Origin of the sequence: Amycolatopsis sp. MEPSY49, assembly GCF_051337345.1 — a bacterium.
Taxonomy (GTDB): domain Bacteria; phylum Actinomycetota; class Actinomycetes; order Mycobacteriales; family Pseudonocardiaceae; genus Amycolatopsis.
Map to the genome: position 1 here is coordinate 1 of NZ_JBDLYJ010000003.1, position 16,411 is coordinate 16,411.

Genomic DNA, 16,411 nt, shown 5'->3' on the forward strand with positions numbered 1-16,411 from the left:
AACCCGGAAGCTAAGCCTGACAGCGCCGATGGTACTGCAACCGAAGGGTTGTGGGAGAGTAGGACACCGCCGAACTTACTTACGGAAAGGCCCCGGTCGAGAACCAGCAATGGTTCTCCCGGGCCTTTTCGCATGCCCGCACCGAGCCGGCCCGCCACGAAACGGGCCGGCGCGGTCACTCCGCCGGGCGGCGCAGCAGGTACGTGTCCATGACCCACCCGTGCCGCTCCCGCGCCTCAGCTCGAACACGGCGGATCTCGCCGGCCAGCTCCGACGTGAGCGGACCCGACAACAACACCTCGTCCGGCGTCCCCACGTACGCCCCCCAAAAGATGTGCAACCCCGAGTCCGCGAACTTCTCGAACGTCGTGTTCGCGTCCAGCAACACGAACACGTCGTCGACCCCCTCCGGCCAGCCCGCGGCCAGCCGGCGGCCCGTCGTCAGCTGGACCGACCGCCCGATCTGGTTCATCGTCGTCCGGTGGCGGGCCACCAACGCCGAAATGCTGCTGATCCCCGGGACCACCTCGTACTCGAACGCCACGTTCCCCCGCGCCAGCACCGCCTCGATCAGCGCGATCGTGCTGTCGTACAGCGACGGGTCGCCCCACACCAGGAACGCGCCCGTCTCGGACTCGCCGAGCTCGGACCGGATGAGCCGTTCGTAGACCGAGGCCCGCTCCGCGTGCCAGTCCGCCACCGCCGCTCGGTAGTCGGACGGCGTCCGGTCGCGCGGCGGGTCCGTGGCCAGCACCACGCGGTAGCCCGGCCGCGTCACGAACCGGTCGAGGATCTCCTGGCGCAAGCGGACCAGGTCCGCCTTCTCCGACCCCTTGTCGAGCACGAAGAACACGTCGACGCGGTTGAGGCGGTCGATCGCCTGGACCGTCAGGTGCTCCGGGTCGCCGGCGCCGATCCCGATCGCGTAGAGCTTGCGCATACCGCGAGTGTGGTGGGGGTCGCGAGTGAACCCCTACCCCCGATGGGTATAAAGGAAGGAGAACGAAAGGAGCCGCCGATGACCGAGGCGAGCTACACCGTCGAGGGCATGACCTGCGGACATTGCGCCACGTCGGTCCGCGAAGAGGTCTCCGAGCTCGAAGGCGTCCAGAGCGTGGAGGTCGACGTCGAGAGCGGCCGCGTCACCGTGACCAGCGACACCCCGCTCTCCGCCGATGCCGTCGCCGCGGCCGTCACCGAGGCCGGATACCGCCTGGTCGCCTGAACCATGACCACCGCGACCCGGGTCGAACTAGCCATCGGCGGGATGACGTGCGCGTCCTGCGCCGCCCGCGTCGAGCGCAAGCTCAACAAGGTCGGCGGCGTGACCGCGACGGTCAACTACGCCACCGAGAAAGCCCAGGTCAGCTACCCGAGCGGGCTGTCGGTCGACGACCTCAAGGCCGTCGTCGAAGCCGCCGGGTACTCCGCGAGGCTGCCCGAGCCCGAAGCGCCCGACGAGACGCCCACGCTGCGCAAGCGTTTGCTCCTTTCGGTGGTCCTGACCGTCCCCCTGGTCGTCCTCGCGATGGTCCCGGCCTGGCAGGTCGACCCTTGGGTCATGCTCGCCCTCGCGGCCCCGGTCGTGACGTGGGGCGCGTGGCCGTTCCACCGCGCCGCCGCGGTCAACCTGCGGCACGTCACCGCCACCATGGACACGCTGATCTCGCTCGGCGTCGTCGCGTCGGTGGTCTGGTCGCTGTACGCGCTCGTCTTCGGGTTGGCCGGCGAGCACCTGTACTTCGAGGTCGCCGCCGCGATCACCACGTTCATCCTGGCCGGCCGCTACTTCGAGGCCCGTTCCAAGCGCCGCGCCGGCGCCGCCCTCCGCGCGCTCATGGACCTCGGCGCGAAGGACGTCACCGTCGTGCGCGACGGCGAAGAGCACCTGATCCCCGTCGAAGAACTGCAGGTCGACGACGTCTTCGTCGCCCGGCCCGGCGAGAAGATCGCCACCGACGGCGTGGTCACCGAAGGCGGCTCCGCGGTCGACACCAGCATGCTCACCGGGGAGCCGGTGCCGGTCGAGGTCGGGCCGGGCGACGCGGTCACCGGCGCCACCGTCAACGTCGGCGGGCGGCTGTTCGTCCGCGCCACCCGCGTCGGCGACGGCACCCGGCTGGCGCAGATGGCCCGGCTCGTCGAAGCCGCGCAGAACGGCAAGGCCGAGGTCCAGCGGCTCGCCGACCGGGTGTCGGCGGTCTTCGTCCCGCTGGTCGTCCTCGCGGCGCTGGCCACGCTCGTGGTCTGGCTCGCGACCGGCGGGGAGCCCGACCAGGCGTTCACCGCCGCCGTCGCCGTGCTGATCATCGCCTGCCCGTGCGCGCTCGGCCTCGCGACGCCGACGGCGCTGCTCGTCGGCACCGGCCGCGGCGCGCAGCTCGGCATCCTCATCAAGGGCCCCGAGGTGCTCGAGAACACGCGCCGCGTCGACACCGTCGTCCTGGACAAGACCGGCACCGTCACCACCGGCCGGATGACGCTGGTCGAAGGCGACGGCGAGCCGCTGCGGCTGGCCGGAGCCGTCGAGGCCGCGTCCGAGCACCCGATCGGCCGCGCCATCGCGGACGCGGCGAAACAGCGGTTCGGCACGCTCCCCGCCGTCACGGAGTTCCGCAGCACCCCGGGCGTCGGCGTAACCGGCGTCGTCGAGGGACGCACCGTCAGCGTCGGGCGAGCCGACGGCGCCGCGCTCGGCGTGACCTGGGACGGCGAGGTCCGCGGACACCTGGTCGTCGCCGACACGATCAAGCCGACGTCCGCGCGGGCGGTCGCCGAGCTGCGCGAACTCGGCCTGACGCCGATCCTGCTGACCGGCGACCACGCCGGCGCGGCCCGGGCGATCGCGGCCGAAGCGGGGATCGACGAGGTCGTCGCCGAGGTGCTGCCGGAGGGCAAGGTCGACGTCGTCAAGCGGCTGCAGGCCGAGGGGCGCGTGGTCGCGATGGTCGGCGACGGCGTCAACGACGCGGCCGCGCTCGCCCAGGCCGACCTGGGGCTGGCCATGGGCACCGGCACCGACGCGGCCATCGAGGCGAGCGACCTGACGCTGGTGCGCGGCGACCTGCGCGTGGCCGCGGACGCGATCCGCCTGGCCCGGCGGACGCTGGCCACCATCAAGGGCAACCTCTTCTGGGCGTTCGCGTACAACGTCGCGGCGTTGCCGCTGGCCGCGCTCGGCCTGCTCAACCCGATGATCGCGGGGGCGGCGATGGCGTGCTCGTCGGCGTTCGTGGTGAGCAACAGCCTCCGGTTGCGCCGGTTCCGCTGAACCCCCGGAGGGTATAGTCGGTGGTCAGGGACGGGCGACGACGGGGACAGGTGGGCGATGACGGGTTACGGGACCGAGCGGGAGGCTTACCTCAAGCGCCTGCGCCGGATCGAGGGGCAGATCCGCGGACTGCAGCGGATGGTCGAGCAGGACAAGTACTGCATCGACATCCTGACCCAGGTCTCCGCGGCGACGAAGGCACTGCAGTCGTTCTCGCTCGAACTGCTCGACGAGCACCTGGCGACCTGCGTGGTCCAGGCGGCCGCGGCCGGCGGTGAAGAGGCGGACTTGAAGGTGCGCGAAGCGTCGGACGCGATCGCGCGGCTGGTGCGGTCCTAGCGCACCAGCACGGCCAGGGTGAGGCCGCCGGCGTTGGTCGTGAAGTGCACGATCACCGACGCCAGCACGCCTCGGCCCGTGTGCCGCCACCAGTGCAGGAAGACCCCCGCGACGCCCGCGGCGGCCATCGCCAGCACCTGCAGCACCACCACCGGCGTCGCGCCGAACACCGCGTGGACCGCCGCGTTGCGGCCGATCGCGAGCGCCGGGAGCGCGTGCCACAGTCCGAACAGCGCCGCCGCCCCGAGGATCGGTGGCCAGCGCCAGCGGTCGTCGCTCGCGCCCAGCAGGCCCGGCAGGACGCCGCGGAAGGCCACCTCCTCGATCAGCACCGTCCCGAACAGGATGCGGCCGCACGTCAGCCACAGCAGTTGCCCGAAGTCCGGGTCGCCGACGCGGCCGTCCTGGTAGACCGTGCGCAGCGCCGGCACCGCCAGCGCGATCCCGAACACCACCGCGATCAGCCCGGCCCCGGCCAGGCCGGCCAGTGCGGGACGGCGGAGTGTGCCCAGCCCGAGGTCGGTCCACGTGCACCCGGCGGCCCGGCCCAGCGCCACCAGGATCGCCGCCGCGACGAGCCCGCACACCGGGTACGCCCAGCCCGGCAGCACGCGGTTGGCCAGCGTCGTCGACGCGGCCAGCACGACGACCGCGGTGACCAGGGCGAACGTTCGCGTCAAGGGATGATGTCCCGCGAGTTCAGCGCGTCGGTCAGGCGGTCGCGCAGCTCGGCCGCGGTCTGCTCCGGGTCGATCGCGGACGGCGGCGAAAGCACCTTCGAGATCACCGTCGACAGGTTCTGGTACGCCGGGGTCAGCGGCCGGACGGCGGCGTCGGCCAGCGCGGCGAGGATGTCCGGCTTCATCGGGAACTTCGCCGCCAGCGCGGGGTCGTCGTAGACCGAGCGCGTGGTCGGGGCCAGGCCGTCCTCGATCGCCTGGAACTGCTGGCTCGCCGGGCTGCGCAGGCACAACGCCGCTTCGAAGGCCTCCGCTTTGTGCGGCGAATACGTGCTGACCGCGAGGTTGAAGCCGCCGATCGTGACGCGGCTGGGCCGGCCGGGCACCACCGACGGGTAGCGCGCCCAGCGCACGTGCGCCAGGTCCCGCGGCTTCTCCTTGGCGTAGGACGCGTAGACGTACGGCCAGTTCAGCTCCAGCGCGCCCTGCCCGCGCTGGAACGCCTGCCGGACCTCGTCCTCCTTCGCGTTGCCCAGCGACGGGTCCGTGACCCCGGCCGTGGTCAGGGTCTTGAGCACTTCGAGCGCGCGGACGGCGCCCTCGTCCATCAGCACGGACTTGCCGTCGTCGGAGAGGATGTGCCCGCCCGCCGACGCGACCAGCGTGTTGTAGAAGACGACCAGGCCCTCGTACTGGGCGCCGGTGAACAGGACGTTCCCCGGCTTGCCCGCCGCCTTGAGGGCCTTGGCCTGGGCGATCATGTCGTCGAACGTCTTCGGCGGCGACGGCGTGAGCCGGTCGTCGTACCAGAGCAGCTGGACGTTCGTGTGCTTCGTCGCCGCGTACAGCTTCCCGTTCCAGCGCGCGGTCGAGAGCGGGCCGGGCAGCACGTCCCGCGTCGCCTCGGCCTCGGCCGCGCCGGTCCACGGCACCACCCAGCCGGCCTCGGCGAACTCCGGCACCCACGTGACGTCGAGGCCGAGGACGTCCAGCGACGGGTCTTCCGCGGCCAGCCGCCGGACCATCTGCTCGCGCTGGCCGTCCGCGCTGCGCGGCAGCTTGTGGTAGACGATCCGGTACCGGCCGTTCGCGGCCGCGGTGCAGGCGTCGACGACGTGCTGGAGGTTGTTCTCCGGCGAGACGTACAGGTTGATCGTGACGCCGGACCCGGCGCCGCACGCGCTGAGGGCGCCGGCGGCCAGGGCCGTGACCAGCGCGAGTTTCGGGGGCCTCACCCGACGATCATGGGGGCTGCCCGGCCGCCGGGCAAGGGTCAGCCGACGGCGTCGGTGAGGTCCGCGGGCGAGCGCCGCTGCACGGGCACTCTCTTCGACATCGGCAGGGTGGCCTCCGGATCGAAGGGCGCGGGCCGGTCGTCGAGGGCGACGGCCGCGTCGGCGAGCAGGGACCGGCAGCCGGTGAGGCTCGCCTGGAGCTTGTCGCGGACCTCCGTGAGGGCGGTGACCTGGCGCTGGGCCGCTTCGACCAGGGATTCGCCGTGGTGCGTGGCTTCGGTGACCAGGCGTTCGGCTTCGGCTTCCGCGGTGGTGACGAGCTTCTCGGCCCGGGCTTGGGCGGCTGCGACCTGCTTCTTCGCCTTCGCTTCGGCGGCCGCGAGCTGCTCGCTCGCCTGGGCTTCAGCCGTGGTGACCAGCTTCGCGGCCTTGGCCTCGGCGGTCTCGACCTGCGTCTTGGCCTCGGCTCGGGCGGTGGTGACCAGGCGTTCGGCCGTGGCTTCGGCGGCCGCGAGCTTGCGTTCGCCCGTCGTGACCAGCTGATCCGCCTTCGCGCGGGCGGCCGCTTCTTCCTCGGCCAGCGTGCGCATCGCGTCGGCGCGGCGGATGGTCATCGCGCGCGTGTGATCCTCTTCCTGCTGGGCGCGGCGGTGCGCGGCGGCTTCGTCGAGCTCGCGGCGGCGCTGCTCGGCCGCCCGCAGGAGTTCCTCGTGCTCGGCGCGCCGGCGTTCCGCCTCGGCCTCGGCTTCGGCGACCAGGCGGCGTTCCTTCTCCGTGAGCCGGACCGCTTCCCGCTCGGCTTCGCGGACCAGGCGCTCGGCCGTTTCCGTTGCCCGCGCGGTGATTTCGGCCGCTTCCTCGCGGGTCAGCTCGATCATCCGGCGGGACCGCTCCTGCAGCGCGTCCGGCTCGATCGGGGTGCGGCTGATCCGGTCGATCTTCACGCGGAGCTCACGGTTGTCCTCGGCGAGCGCGGCCACGCGCTGCCTCGCGGAGTCGCGTTCGGCGGCGAGTCTGCGCAGCTCTTCTTCGGCCCACGCGACGTATTCCGCGACCTGCGCGCGGTGAAAACCGCGCCACGCCAGGTCGAATCCGGGCTGCGTGCGCTCCACGTCCTCGCCACCGCCGGGGGCCATGCCTCACCTCCGAATTGGATGGTTTCTCCTCGGCCGCACGTTTTCCTTGCGGTACCGGGGAATTCCGCGTCCACCCCAGTGTGCCGCAAACCCGCCCCCGCGCGCTGCCCGGGCGGGTGATCATTCGTCGAGCGGTTCTCCCGGACCGGTGGACGTGCTCCGGACGCCGGGCAGCTCGGCGAGTTCGGCGGCCAGGTCGTAGAGATCACCGCGGCCGTCGAGGCGCAGCGTCACGACCGCGATCCGTTGCCCCTCTTCGGAAAGTGACTCGTGGTCGACGTCGACGTGGTGCACGCTCCAGCCGCGTCCGGTGCACGCGGCCAGTGCCGCGCGCAGCACGCCGTGGCCGTCGAGGTAGCTCAGCCGCACGACCGGCGGTTCGCGCCGGTGCCGCGCGACGAAGCGCTGCAGCGGCGGGAAGCCGCGGGTCACCACGAAGTGCCCGATCGTCGTGCCGACGGCGAGGACCGGCAGCCCGGCACCGCACGCCGTGCCGACCGCGGCGGTGAGCCAGATCGTCGCCGCCGTCGTCAGGCCGCGCACGGCGTCGCGGCGGACGAAGATCAGGCCGCCGCCGATGAAGCCGATGCCGGAGACGATCTGCGCGGCGATCCGCGACGGGTCCAGCGAGACGTGGTCGCTGCTCAGCAGATCCGCGAAGCCGTACTTCGACACGAGCATGAACACGGCCGAGCCGACGCCGACCAGGCTGTGCGTCCGCAGTCCCGCGGCTTTCATGCCGGCTTCGCGCTCGAGCCCGATCGCGACGCTGAGCACCAGCGCGAGCAGGACCGGCGGCAGCAGCTCCCATTGCGCCGGCGTGGACCACAGAGTGGGCAAGGTCACTACCTCCCGGGGTCTTCGGTGACGGCAAGCGAGGAGACTCGCCGGGGCCGTCACCTGGGGATACTGGGCCGGAAGCCCCGATCGTGCCAGGTGAGGTGGAACGCGTGACAGCGAGTCGGCCGGCCCCGGACTTCGTGGGCTACCCCGAGGTGCGTCGCGGCGTCCGCGCCCTGCTCGGCGCGCGCGCCGACGGCCACCGGCGGCGGGTGCCGGCGTGTCCGGAGTGGACCGTCGCCGACCTGCTGGGTCACCTCACCGGGATCGCCGAGCGGGTGCTCGCGCGCCACGGCGGCGCGGTGCCGGTTTCCGCGGCGTCGACGGTCCCGGAGCTGCTCGACCACTGGGACGACGTCGGCGAGGACCTCGACCGGCGGCTCGCGGAGGCGGGCGGCCGCAGCGGCGAGGTCATGGTGATGGACGCCTACACCCACGAGCTGGACCTGCGCGCGGCGCTGGGCGTGCCGCCGCCGGTCGAGCACGCGGCCTGGGCGCCGAGCTTCGAGGTGCTGGTCCGCGGGTTTTCGGGGTCGGTCGCGGGCCGCGGCCTGCCGGCGTTGCGCCTGCGCACCACGGGCGGCTCGCAGTGGACGGCCGGCGTCGGCCGTCCCAGGGCGACGCTGACGGCGCCGGCGCACGAGCTGTACCGCGCGCTGGCCGGACGCCGGTCGCTCGCCCAGCTGTCGGGGCTGGAGTGGGACGCGGCGCCGGGGACGTGGCTGCCCGCGTTCAGCTGGGGCCCGTTCAGCCCGCCGCGCTCACCCGGCGTCTGAACTCGGTCAGCCGCCGGGTGGGGTGGCCGACAGCACCGCCGCCAGGGCCAGGACCACCGACGCCAGCGCGACCTCGGTCGTCACGGCCAGCCGCAGCCGGCGCAGCTCCGTCGTCAGCACCGCCGTGCCGCCCTCGCTGTCCGGCACGCCGCGCAGGACCGCCCGGCGAGCTACGTTCGCCACCAGGAGCAGCACCGCGAAACCCGCGATCTTGCCCAGCAGCAGGAGCCCGTACGTCGTCGTCCACAGCGCGGGCACCGACGGCACGATGCGCAACGCCAGCACGCCGCCGCTGATCGCGATCAGCGCCACGCAGTTCATCGCGAGCCGGGAGAACCTCGTCACCACCGGTCCGAGGTCCGGTGTCCGGCGGAACAGGCACGACGCCAGCTGGACCAGCCCGCCCGCCCACACCGCGATCGCGCCCCAGTGGACCAGGTCGGCCGCCACCGAGAAGTACATCACCCGGTCGGTCACCGGGTGGCCGCTCGCCGAGAAGCTCAGCAGCGCCGCGAACCCGGTGATCATCGCCAGGTTCTCCAGCCGGCCGCGCCGCGCCGACGCGGGCGAAGCCGCCAGCACGCGGGGCAGCAGCACCGCCAGCACCCCGGCCGCGGCCAGCCGGACCAGCAGCAGCTTGCCGTAGGACAGCCGGAGCGTGTCGGCCAGCAGGCCCGGGTCCAGCAGCGCGCCCAGGCCGCGGCCGGCCGCGTACGGGCCCTGCAGCAGGAACGTCGCGACCGCCGTGCCCGCCGTCAGCCAGACGCCCGCGCGAAGCAGCCGCCGGGCCCGCGGGTCCGCGCGCCCGGCCGGGTGGCACGTCAGCAGGAAGACCAGGCCGCCGAGCAGGACGATGCCGGCGAAGGACAGCCAGCGCACGACCGTGGACACCACGTCGACCACCGGGTCCGTGCCGGTCGCCGCCGCGACCGCGCCGGCCGAGGTGATCAGCGGGCCGGCGCCGACGACGAAGGCGAACGTGCCCCGCACCGGGTGGGAGTCGGTCGAGACGAACGCGTATTCGACGAGGTAGCTGCCGTCGGGCAGGTCCGGCTTCAGCCGGACGGCCACCTGCTCCGCGACGTCGCCGGGCTGGAACACCGGGCCGGTGTCGACGGCCGTGCCCTGCGTGTCGACGACCTTCAGCGAGCCCGGCTGGATGCCGACGTTCTCCGACAGCGTCACCGACACCTGCGCGGGCGCCGCGGTCAGCCGCGCGCCGTCGCCGGGGCTCGTGGAGACGATCTCGACGTGCGCCGACGCCGGTGCGGCGGTGAGCACCAGCCAGCCGGCCAGGAAGGCCAGCAGGACCAGCGCGCGCTTCACGACGCGGCGAGGGCGGGTGGGCGCAGCCCGCAGGTGCAGCCGGTCAGCTCGTGCTCGGCCACCGAGGCGCGCCGGTGCAGCACGACCGCCACGATCATCGGGATGGTGACGATCGTGTTGTAGAACAGGTGCAGCTCGACCCGCGGCACGAGCAGCTGGATGAGGCTGGTCGGCACCTTCTGCCCGGCCAGCCGCCAGCCGCTCTGCGCCTGGACGAACAGCAGCAGGTGCTCGATGTGGTGCCAGAACTGGATGGCCAGCGCGAGGTTCCACCACTGCCGCGACCGGCCGGCGAACCCGTGCCGCAGGACCCACAGGAACACCAGCATGACGAGCGCGTAGCCGTAGTGCAGCCACTCCGAGCTGATCAGGGCCGGGAACGGCATCCCGAGCACGCCGCGCGCCTTCGGGGTCGGCCAGCCGAGCGCGTAGATCTGGAACGCCTGCACGATGTGCTCGGCCCAGTGCCCGATCACGATCACCATGAACACCGCGAGCGCGCGGTGGTGCCAGCGGCTGTTGAGCGGGCCGAGGAACCCCGACGGACGGGCGAGTTCGGACGTCGACATGCAGCCCCCAGTTCACCAAGACGACGATGTGCGTCGACGATAACCGTTCCCGGAGTGGCTTCCGTTACTCCGGATTGCTGATCCCGCAAGGGAAGTTGCGACGCCCGGCGGATTGCGTACCGCCGGGCGGCCCCGGGCTCAGTGGACGGAGAGACCGGTCGGGCGCTCGGGTGCCGGCGGGATGTGGAACAGGCGCGTGAACAGCTCGAGGTGCGCCGGGTCGCCTTCGACGCGGACCTTGCCGCTGGAGATGGCGTCCTGGGCGGACAGGCTGCCGTTGAGCAGGTCGAGGATGGCCGGGCCCTGCGGCTCGATCACCAGGTCGGCGGCGGGCAGCGAGCCCGCCGAGGCCTTGAGCGAGCCGTCGTCGACCATGGCGTGCACGATCATCTCGCCGCCGAGGTGGTGCAGCTCGTAGTTGACGTGCACGCCCGCGGCCTCCTCCTCCTGGAAGGTCGTGTAGAGCGAGATGATCGCGGTGTCGAGGGTGTAGACCTCGTCGGCGCGCGGGTAGCTCAGCGAGCGGGCGCCCCACAGGCCGAGGTCCAGCACGATGTGGTCGAGTTCGCAGCCGTACTCGGTGAGCTCGTAGACGACGCCCGCGTCCAGCTGCGACAGGACGCGGCGGCGGATCACGCCCGACTCCTCGAGCTCGTTGAGGCGCGAGGTCAGGATGCTCACCGGGATCCGCGGCAGCGTGCGCTGGAGGTCGTTGAACCGCTTCGGGCCGAGCATGAGGTCACGGATCACCAGCAGCGACCAGCGTTCGCCGACGATCTCGAGCGCCCGGGCCAGGCCGCAGAACTGTCCGTACGTGCGAGCAGAGGTAGGCATACTCGGGTCCTCACTTGTCTCGGGTGGCAGACCGGGCGCCGCCCGGTTCGCGCGCGAGCCGCGAATTTCGGTTACGGTGCCCCCGACGCACCGTGCCGCCACGGGCGTCGCTGTCTACGGTGACGGTTCCCCGTGGGGCGCGGCCAGTGAGCGACGCACCGGTGCCCCATGCGTTTTCCACGTCAAACCATGCGTTTCGCATGACCTGCCCGTGCTTTGAGCACTGGCTGAGTAGACCTCTCGTGGAGCACGATTTCCTTCTCTCGTCCCGCCCAGCCCGAGACCGGCAGGAGGGCCCATGCGCACGACAGCGGTGGACGCGCACGGCGGTGGCACCACGGACGCCCCGGTGCCCGTGCGCGCCCCGGCGTTCCGGCGGCACCTGCGCGCGGAGGTCCGGGAAGGCAAGGGCGCGTACCTGTTCTCCGAACAGGGCGTGATCGCGATGCGGGGGGCGAAGATCGAGTCGCTCGCGGCGTTGCTCGACGGCACCCACGACCTCGACCGGCTGCTGCGCGGCCGGCCCGGCGGGATGGCGCCGGAGGAGGTCGCCGCGCTCCTGGCCCAGCTCGTCGACGCCGGGCTCGTGACGTTGCGCAGCCCCGGTACCGACGAGGTGCCGGGCGACGAACGCGCGCTGGCCTACTGGGACGCGTGCGGGGTGGACGCCGACGTCGTCGCCGCGCGGCGGGGCACCGTGCGGCTGACCGCGGTCGGCGACAGCGCCGACGGCGTCGACTCCGGCGCCGTCGAACGGGCACTGGCCGGCGCCGGGCTCGAGGTGGTCCGCACGGACACCGGCACCGCCGACCTGTCGGTCGTGCTGTGCGCCGACTACCTCGACCCGCGGCTGGCCGTGATCGACGCCGAGCACCGGCGCGCCAGGCGGCCGTGGCTGCTGGCCCGCCCGTCCGGGGCCCAGGTCTGGATCGGGCCGGTGCTGCAGCCGGACGGCGCCTGCTGGCACTGCCTGACCCACCGGCTGTGGGGCCACCGGCACGCCGAGGCGTGCGTGCAGGAGGAGCTGGGCCACGCCGGCCCGGCGCGCCGCCCGGTGCCCGCGCTGCCGCCGCTCACCTCGGCCGCGGCGCACCTGGTCGCGCTGGAGGCGGCCAAGTGGGTGGCCGGGTACCGCCACCACGGCCAGCAGTGCGTCTGGACGCTCGACACGCTCGACCTGCAGGGCCGGCTGCACGAGCTGCACCGCCGCCCGCAGTGCCCGCGCTGCGGCGACCGGTGGCTGGTCACGTGGCGCTCGGTGCGGCCGGTCGAGCTCCGGCCGGCCAAGAAGGCGACCACCGGGGGCGGCGGGCACCGCACGGCGACGCCGGCGCAGATGCTCGAGCGGCACCGCCACCTGGTCAGCCCGGTCACCGGGATCATCAAGGAGATCCGGCGCGACCCGGACGCGCCCTGGTTCGCCAACGCGTACCGCTCCGGGCCCAACGTCGCCCGCGGCGTCACCGCGATGGCCGCGCTGCGGGCCGGCCTGCGCTGCGAAAACGGCGGCAAGGGCGTCAGCCCGCTCGACGCCGAGGTCAGCGCGCTCTGCGAGGCGGCGGAACGGTTCTCCGGCAACTTCCAGGGCGACGAGCTGCGCATCCGCGCGTCCTTCGCCGAGCTGGGCGAGGAAGCCGTCCACCCCAACGCGTGCATGCTCTTCGCCGACCGCCAGTACGCCGGGCGCGCGGAGTGGAACGTCGAGCACGCGTCCTTCCAGCACGTCCCGGAGCCGTTCGACCCGGCCGCCGTCGTCGACTGGACGCCGGTGTGGACGCCGGCCGGGCGCCGTCGCCTGCTGCCGACTTCCTACCTGTACTACGGGATCCCGCGGGAGAGCGCGGCCCGCGGGGTGCGCGCGGACTCGAACGGCACCGCGGCGGGCAGCAGCCTGGAGGACGCGATCCTGCAGGGCGCGCTGGAGCTCGTCGAGCGCGACGCCGTGGCGCTGTGGTGGTACAACCGCACGCCGGTGCCGGGCGTCGACCTCGCGTCCTTCGCCGACCCGTGGCTGGACGAGATGGCCGCCGGGTACGCGGGCATCGGCCGCGAGATGTGGGTCCTCGACCTGACGTCGGACCTGGGGATCCCGGTGACCGTCGCGCTTTCGCGGCGGACCGACGGCCCGTCCGAGGACATCATGATGGGCTTCGGCGCGCACCTCGACCCGCGGATCGCGGTGCGCCGCGCGGTGACCGAGCTCAACCAGATGCTGCCCGCCGTGCAGGCCGCCGGCCACGACGTCGACGACCCGGACGCGCGGCGCTGGCTCGCCTGCGCCACCGTCGCGAACCAGCCGTACCTGCGGCCGGTGGCGGGCGAGCGGATGCGCGCGGCCGGGGACTTCCCCTTCGTCAACCGCGCCGACGTCCGGGACGACGTCGACGCGCTGACCCGGGTGTTCGACCGCGCCGGCGTGGAGCTGCTGGTGCTCGACCAGACCCGGCCGGACGTCGGGATCCCGGTGGCCAAGGTCCTCGCGCCGGGGCTGCGGCCGTTCTGGGCCCGGTTCGCGCCCGGCCGGCTCTTCGACGTCCCGGTCCGGCTGGGCCGGCTCGACGCGCCGACCCCGTACGAACGGCTCAACCCGTTCCCGATGTTCCTCTGAGTGCCGTCACGGGCTCGGTTTCGCTGTTGCTTGAGGAGTTGGCCGTGCCTGCTTACCCCCCGGAGGGGATCCCGGAGACCGTCCGGCTCTGGTCCCTCACCGAAGACACCCTGCTCGAAGCGGGTGACGACGACACGCTCGTCGCGATCACCTGGTGGGGTGAGTACGAGCTGGCGGACGTCCCCCGGCCGGTTCGCGAGTCGCTCGGCCGGATGGCGCTCGGCCCGATCTCGATGGGGAACCTCGCGACGTCGGCGGGCAACGGCGCCGAGGCGTGGGCGGGAACGCTGCGCAAGGTCCTCAGCCGGCTGTCCGGCTCCGTCGTGCACTCGCTCGCGCTCAACGACGGCCGCGGGCCGCTGCTCTCGGCCATCCCGGTGACCCAGGCGCCGGTCTTCCCGGCCGACGCGGTGCCGCCCGGCCGGCTGATCAAGCTGTCGCGGTACTCGGCGATGCGCCCGGACGACGGCGGGCTGCTGCTGGAGTCGCCGCGCGCCCGGTACCGCGTCGCGCTGCTGCGGCCGCCCGCGGTGGCCGTGGCGTCGTCGCTGGCCGGGCCGGTGACCGTCGCGCAGGTCGCCGTGACCTGCGGGCTGACCGAAGCGGTGGTGGCCGACGTCGTCGCGTTCCTGGTGGCCGCGGGCGTCGTGCTGGTCGCCGACGACTGGGCCGGGTTCGCCGAGGACACCGACACCGACCTCGCCGTCTGGTCCCCGGACGACCTGATGTTCCACGCCCGCAGCCGGACGTGGCTGAAGAGCCGCCCGCCCGCCGGGCCGCCGGACCCGGAGGCGCACCGGGCGGGCGCCGAGCCGCCGGTGGTCAAGCAGATCACCGCGGGCCCGACCTTCCCGCTGCACCGCCCCGACCCCGCGGTGCTCAAGGCGACCGACCCGACGCTCGCGACGCTGCTCGAAGACGACCACGCGTGCCCCGAGGTCACCGAGCACGCGCTGTCGGCCGAACAGGTCGGGGAGTTCCTCTTCCGCGCCGCGCGGGTGCGCTCGATCGGCCCGGCGTACCTGCCCGGCGGGCCGGGCCACGAGGCCTCGCAGCGGCCGTACTTCAGCGTCGCCTGCCTGTACGAGCTGGAGATCTACGTCGGGATCAACCGGTGCGCGGACCTCGCGCGAGGGATCTACCACTACGACCCGCTGTGGCACACGCTGACGCTGATCAACGACGACCTCGGCGTCCTGGACGGCATGCTGGACCTGGCGATGGTCGGGGCGGGCAGCCACCGCCGGCCCTCGGTGCTGCTGACGATGACCGCGCGGATGTCGCGGATCGCGTGGGTGCTCGGCAGCGCGGCGTACGCGACGACGCTGGTGCACGTCGGCGCGCTGCAGCAGGTGCTCTACCTGGCGGCCAAGGCGATGGGACTCGCCGCGCACGCCGTGCCGGTCGACGCGGGCGACCGGGTGGACCGGTCGCTGAAGCTGGAGTGGCCCGCCGAGGTCAGCGTCGGCGAGTGCGTGCTCGATTTCCCGATCGGCAATGGCATCGGCTGACCGGAAGAAGCCCCCGTCGGGACCGTTCACCCTGTTACCGTTGGGGATCTGGGGAGCGGGTGAGGTGGGAGGCGCCGTGGCGTATCCGGTTCGGCTGCGGGGAAAGTTCCGAATGCGGGCAGAACTGCCGGCGAAGGAGCGGCCGGACTTCCACGCGCTCGTCGCGGCCGGCCCGGTGGCGGCCGCCGCCGCGGTCGCGCTGACGGCGTTGCTCCCCGTGCTGGCCCAGCGGGAATCCTGGGCGCCGCGGCTGCTCGCGCTCGCCTGCGCGGCGGCGCTGGCGGGGGTGCACCTGACCGCGTTCGCGCACGGCGGCGTCCGCCGTCCCGGCCTGGCGCTGGCCGCGCAGGCCCTGCTGGGCTACGGGCCGATGGTGCAGCTGGGAGCCCTGTGGAGCGCCGCGGGCGGGTTCCTCGCCGGCGGGCTGCTGCTGGTCGTCCGGCCGGCCAGGGCGGTGCCCGCGGCGGGGCTCGTGTGCGTCGGCGCGGGGCTGCTGGCCGCGTGGGCGGCGGGTTCGGTGGACGCCGGTCTCGCGGGCGCGGTGTCCGCCGGGATCGCCGCGCTGGCGCTCTCCGGGGTGGGCGCGGCGGTGCGGCTGACCGCCGAGCGCGAAGAGGAACGCCGCGAGCTGAAGCGGGACGCGATCGCCGAGGAGCGCAAGCGGTTCTCCCGCGACGTCCACGACCTGCTCGGCCTCAGCCTTTCGGCGATCACCCTGAAGGGTGAACTCGTGGACCGGTTGGTGATCGGCCAGCCGGACCGCGCGAAAGAGGAGCTCGCCGAGCTGCTGATCATGTCGCGGCGCGCGCTGGCCGACGTCCGCACGGTCGCGGCGGGCTACCGCGAGCTGTCGCTGGACGACGAGTGCCGGGCCGCGGCGGCGGTGCTGAGCGCGGCCGGGACCCGGGTGACCGTCGCCCGTTCGGGGATCGCGGACCTGCCCCCGGAGGTGGCGACCGCGCTGGCGGCGGTGCTGCGCGAAGGGGTGACGAACGTGGTGCGGCACAGCACCGCGAGCTGGTGCGCGTTCTCGGTGAGCAAGGAGGACGGCACCGCCTGGCTGGAGATCGTCAACGACGGCGCCGGCGGGCCCGCGGACGGCGGCACGGGTTCGGGTTCGGGCCTGCGCAACCTGGTCGACCGCGTGGAGTCCCTGGGCGGGACGCTGGTGGCGGAGTCCGGTGCGGACGGCACGCACCGGCTGCTCGCGGCGGTTCCGGTGGGGTGCGGCGGGGTGCGCCGGCACCGGGCGGCGGACGAGCTGACGGCGTAAGCGCTTTCCGGCG

The 16,411-nt window shown here is 73.4% G+C and carries 15 protein-coding genes and 1 rRNA gene; 8 read left to right on the forward strand and 8 right to left on the reverse strand.

Annotation, left to right across the window (positions count from 1 at the left end; all coding sequences use genetic code 11):
• Window positions 1-75 (forward strand): 5S ribosomal RNA (rrf, locus tag ABFJ78_RS14695); the annotation flags it as partial.
• A 100-nt stretch (window positions 76-175) separates the two neighbouring features.
• On the opposite strand, the gene cobF is transcribed toward rrf, so the two are convergent.
• Window positions 176-940, reverse strand: coding sequence for a precorrin-6A synthase (deacetylating) (gene cobF, locus ABFJ78_RS14700; protein WP_436386800.1), 765 nt, complete (start codon window positions 938-940; stop codon window positions 176-178).
• Between the two features lie 78 nt (window positions 941-1,018).
• Between cobF and ABFJ78_RS14705 the strand changes: the two genes are divergently transcribed.
• Genes ABFJ78_RS14705 through ABFJ78_RS14715 form a run of 3 tightly spaced genes read left to right on the forward strand, consistent with a single transcriptional unit; the run spans window position 1,019 to window position 3,610 of the window.
• Window positions 1,019-1,225: a heavy-metal-associated domain-containing protein gene (locus ABFJ78_RS14705; protein ID WP_436386801.1), complete on the forward strand. Its 207-nt coding sequence runs from the start codon at window positions 1,019-1,021 to the stop codon at window positions 1,223-1,225.
• A 3-nt stretch (window positions 1,226-1,228) separates the two neighbouring features.
• Window positions 1,229-3,271: a heavy metal translocating P-type ATPase gene (locus tag ABFJ78_RS14710; protein ID WP_436386803.1), complete on the forward strand. Its 2,043-nt coding sequence runs from the start codon at window positions 1,229-1,231 to the stop codon at window positions 3,269-3,271.
• Between the two features lie 57 nt (window positions 3,272-3,328).
• Window positions 3,329-3,610, forward strand: coding sequence for a metal-sensitive transcriptional regulator (locus ABFJ78_RS14715; RefSeq protein ID WP_086678475.1), 282 nt, complete (start codon window positions 3,329-3,331; stop codon window positions 3,608-3,610).
• Here ABFJ78_RS14715 and ABFJ78_RS14720 read toward each other — a convergent pair.
• The 4 genes from ABFJ78_RS14720 to ABFJ78_RS14735 form a co-directional block, all read right to left on the reverse strand.
• The gene (locus ABFJ78_RS14720) at window positions 3,607-4,290 is read right to left on the reverse strand and encodes a CPBP family glutamic-type intramembrane protease (RefSeq protein WP_436386804.1); all 684 of its coding nucleotides are present in this window, start codon (window positions 4,288-4,290) and stop codon (window positions 3,607-3,609) included. The two genes, ABFJ78_RS14715 and ABFJ78_RS14720, sit on opposite strands and share 4 nt — an antisense overlap.
• Window positions 4,287-5,525 carry an ABC transporter substrate-binding protein gene (locus tag ABFJ78_RS14725; protein WP_436386806.1) on the reverse strand — a complete coding sequence of 413 codons (1,239 nt, stop codon included), beginning with the start codon at window positions 5,523-5,525 and terminating at the stop codon, window positions 4,287-4,289. The genes ABFJ78_RS14720 and ABFJ78_RS14725 overlap by 4 nt, the downstream gene beginning before the upstream one ends.
• Before the next feature lie 38 nt (window positions 5,526-5,563).
• Entirely contained in the window at window positions 5,564-6,661 is a 1,098-nt protein-coding gene (locus tag ABFJ78_RS14730) for a M protein (protein WP_436386807.1), read from the reverse strand.
• A gap of 120 nt (window positions 6,662-6,781) precedes the next feature.
• The gene (locus ABFJ78_RS14735; RefSeq protein ID WP_436386808.1) at window positions 6,782-7,501 is read right to left on the reverse strand and encodes an MgtC/SapB family protein; all 720 of its coding nucleotides are present in this window, start codon (window positions 7,499-7,501) and stop codon (window positions 6,782-6,784) included.
• A gap of 110 nt (window positions 7,502-7,611) precedes the next feature.
• Between ABFJ78_RS14735 and ABFJ78_RS14740 the strand changes: the two genes are divergently transcribed.
• Window positions 7,612-8,277, forward strand: a complete 666-nt coding sequence (locus ABFJ78_RS14740) for a maleylpyruvate isomerase family mycothiol-dependent enzyme (protein ID WP_436386809.1) — start codon at window positions 7,612-7,614, stop codon at window positions 8,275-8,277.
• Between the two features lie 6 nt (window positions 8,278-8,283).
• On the opposite strand, the gene ABFJ78_RS14745 is transcribed toward ABFJ78_RS14740, so the two are convergent.
• The 3 genes from ABFJ78_RS14745 to ABFJ78_RS14755 form a co-directional block, all read right to left on the reverse strand.
• Window positions 8,284-9,603, reverse strand: a complete 1,320-nt coding sequence (locus ABFJ78_RS14745) for a copper resistance CopC/CopD family protein (RefSeq protein WP_436386810.1) — start codon at window positions 9,601-9,603, stop codon at window positions 8,284-8,286.
• Entirely contained in the window at window positions 9,600-10,172 is a 573-nt protein-coding gene (locus tag ABFJ78_RS14750) for a hypothetical protein (protein WP_436386811.1), read from the reverse strand. The genes ABFJ78_RS14745 and ABFJ78_RS14750 overlap by 4 nt, the downstream gene beginning before the upstream one ends.
• A gap of 138 nt (window positions 10,173-10,310) precedes the next feature.
• Window positions 10,311-11,006: a winged helix-turn-helix transcriptional regulator gene (locus ABFJ78_RS14755; protein WP_436386812.1), complete on the reverse strand. Its 696-nt coding sequence runs from the start codon at window positions 11,004-11,006 to the stop codon at window positions 10,311-10,313.
• A 298-nt stretch (window positions 11,007-11,304) separates the two neighbouring features.
• Between ABFJ78_RS14755 and ABFJ78_RS14760 the strand changes: the two genes are divergently transcribed.
• The 3 genes from ABFJ78_RS14760 (at window position 11,305) to ABFJ78_RS14770 (ending at window position 16,398) form a co-directional block, all read left to right on the forward strand.
• The gene (locus ABFJ78_RS14760) at window positions 11,305-13,614 is read left to right on the forward strand and encodes a TOMM precursor leader peptide-binding protein (RefSeq protein ID WP_436386813.1); all 2,310 of its coding nucleotides are present in this window, start codon (window positions 11,305-11,307) and stop codon (window positions 13,612-13,614) included.
• A 44-nt stretch (window positions 13,615-13,658) separates the two neighbouring features.
• Window positions 13,659-15,125 (forward strand): SagB family peptide dehydrogenase, encoded by a 1,467-nt coding sequence (locus ABFJ78_RS14765; protein ID WP_436386815.1) that lies wholly within the window; start codon window positions 13,659-13,661, stop codon window positions 15,123-15,125.
• A 112-nt stretch (window positions 15,126-15,237) separates the two neighbouring features.
• A complete protein-coding gene (locus tag ABFJ78_RS14770; RefSeq protein WP_436386817.1) occupies window positions 15,238-16,398 on the forward strand; it encodes a sensor histidine kinase in 1,161 nt (386 codons plus the stop codon).
• The last annotated feature ends 13 nt before the right edge of the window (window positions 16,399-16,411 follow it).

Excerpts from the sequence above, each read along its gene's own strand:
- ABFJ78_RS14730 (WP_436386807.1), bottom strand. The coding sequence starts at position 6,661 with ATGGCCCCCGGCGGTGGCGAGGACGTGGAGCGCACGCAGCCCGGATTC.
- cobF (WP_436386800.1), bottom strand. The coding sequence starts at position 940 with ATGCGCAAGCTCTACGCGATCGGGATCGGCGCCGGCGACCCGGAGCAC.
- ABFJ78_RS14755 (WP_436386812.1), bottom strand. The coding sequence starts at position 11,006 with ATGCCTACCTCTGCTCGCACGTACGGACAGTTCTGCGGCCTGGCCCGG.
- ABFJ78_RS14705 (WP_436386801.1), top strand. The coding sequence starts at position 1,019 with ATGACCGAGGCGAGCTACACCGTCGAGGGCATGACCTGCGGACATTGC.
- ABFJ78_RS14715 (WP_086678475.1), top strand. The coding sequence starts at position 3,329 with ATGACGGGTTACGGGACCGAGCGGGAGGCTTACCTCAAGCGCCTGCGC.
- ABFJ78_RS14760 (WP_436386813.1), top strand. The coding sequence starts at position 11,305 with ATGCGCACGACAGCGGTGGACGCGCACGGCGGTGGCACCACGGACGCC.
- ABFJ78_RS14710 (WP_436386803.1), top strand. The coding sequence starts at position 1,229 with ATGACCACCGCGACCCGGGTCGAACTAGCCATCGGCGGGATGACGTGC.
- ABFJ78_RS14750 (WP_436386811.1), bottom strand. The coding sequence starts at position 10,172 with ATGTCGACGTCCGAACTCGCCCGTCCGTCGGGGTTCCTCGGCCCGCTC.
- ABFJ78_RS14770 (WP_436386817.1), top strand. The coding sequence starts at position 15,238 with ATGCGGGCAGAACTGCCGGCGAAGGAGCGGCCGGACTTCCACGCGCTC.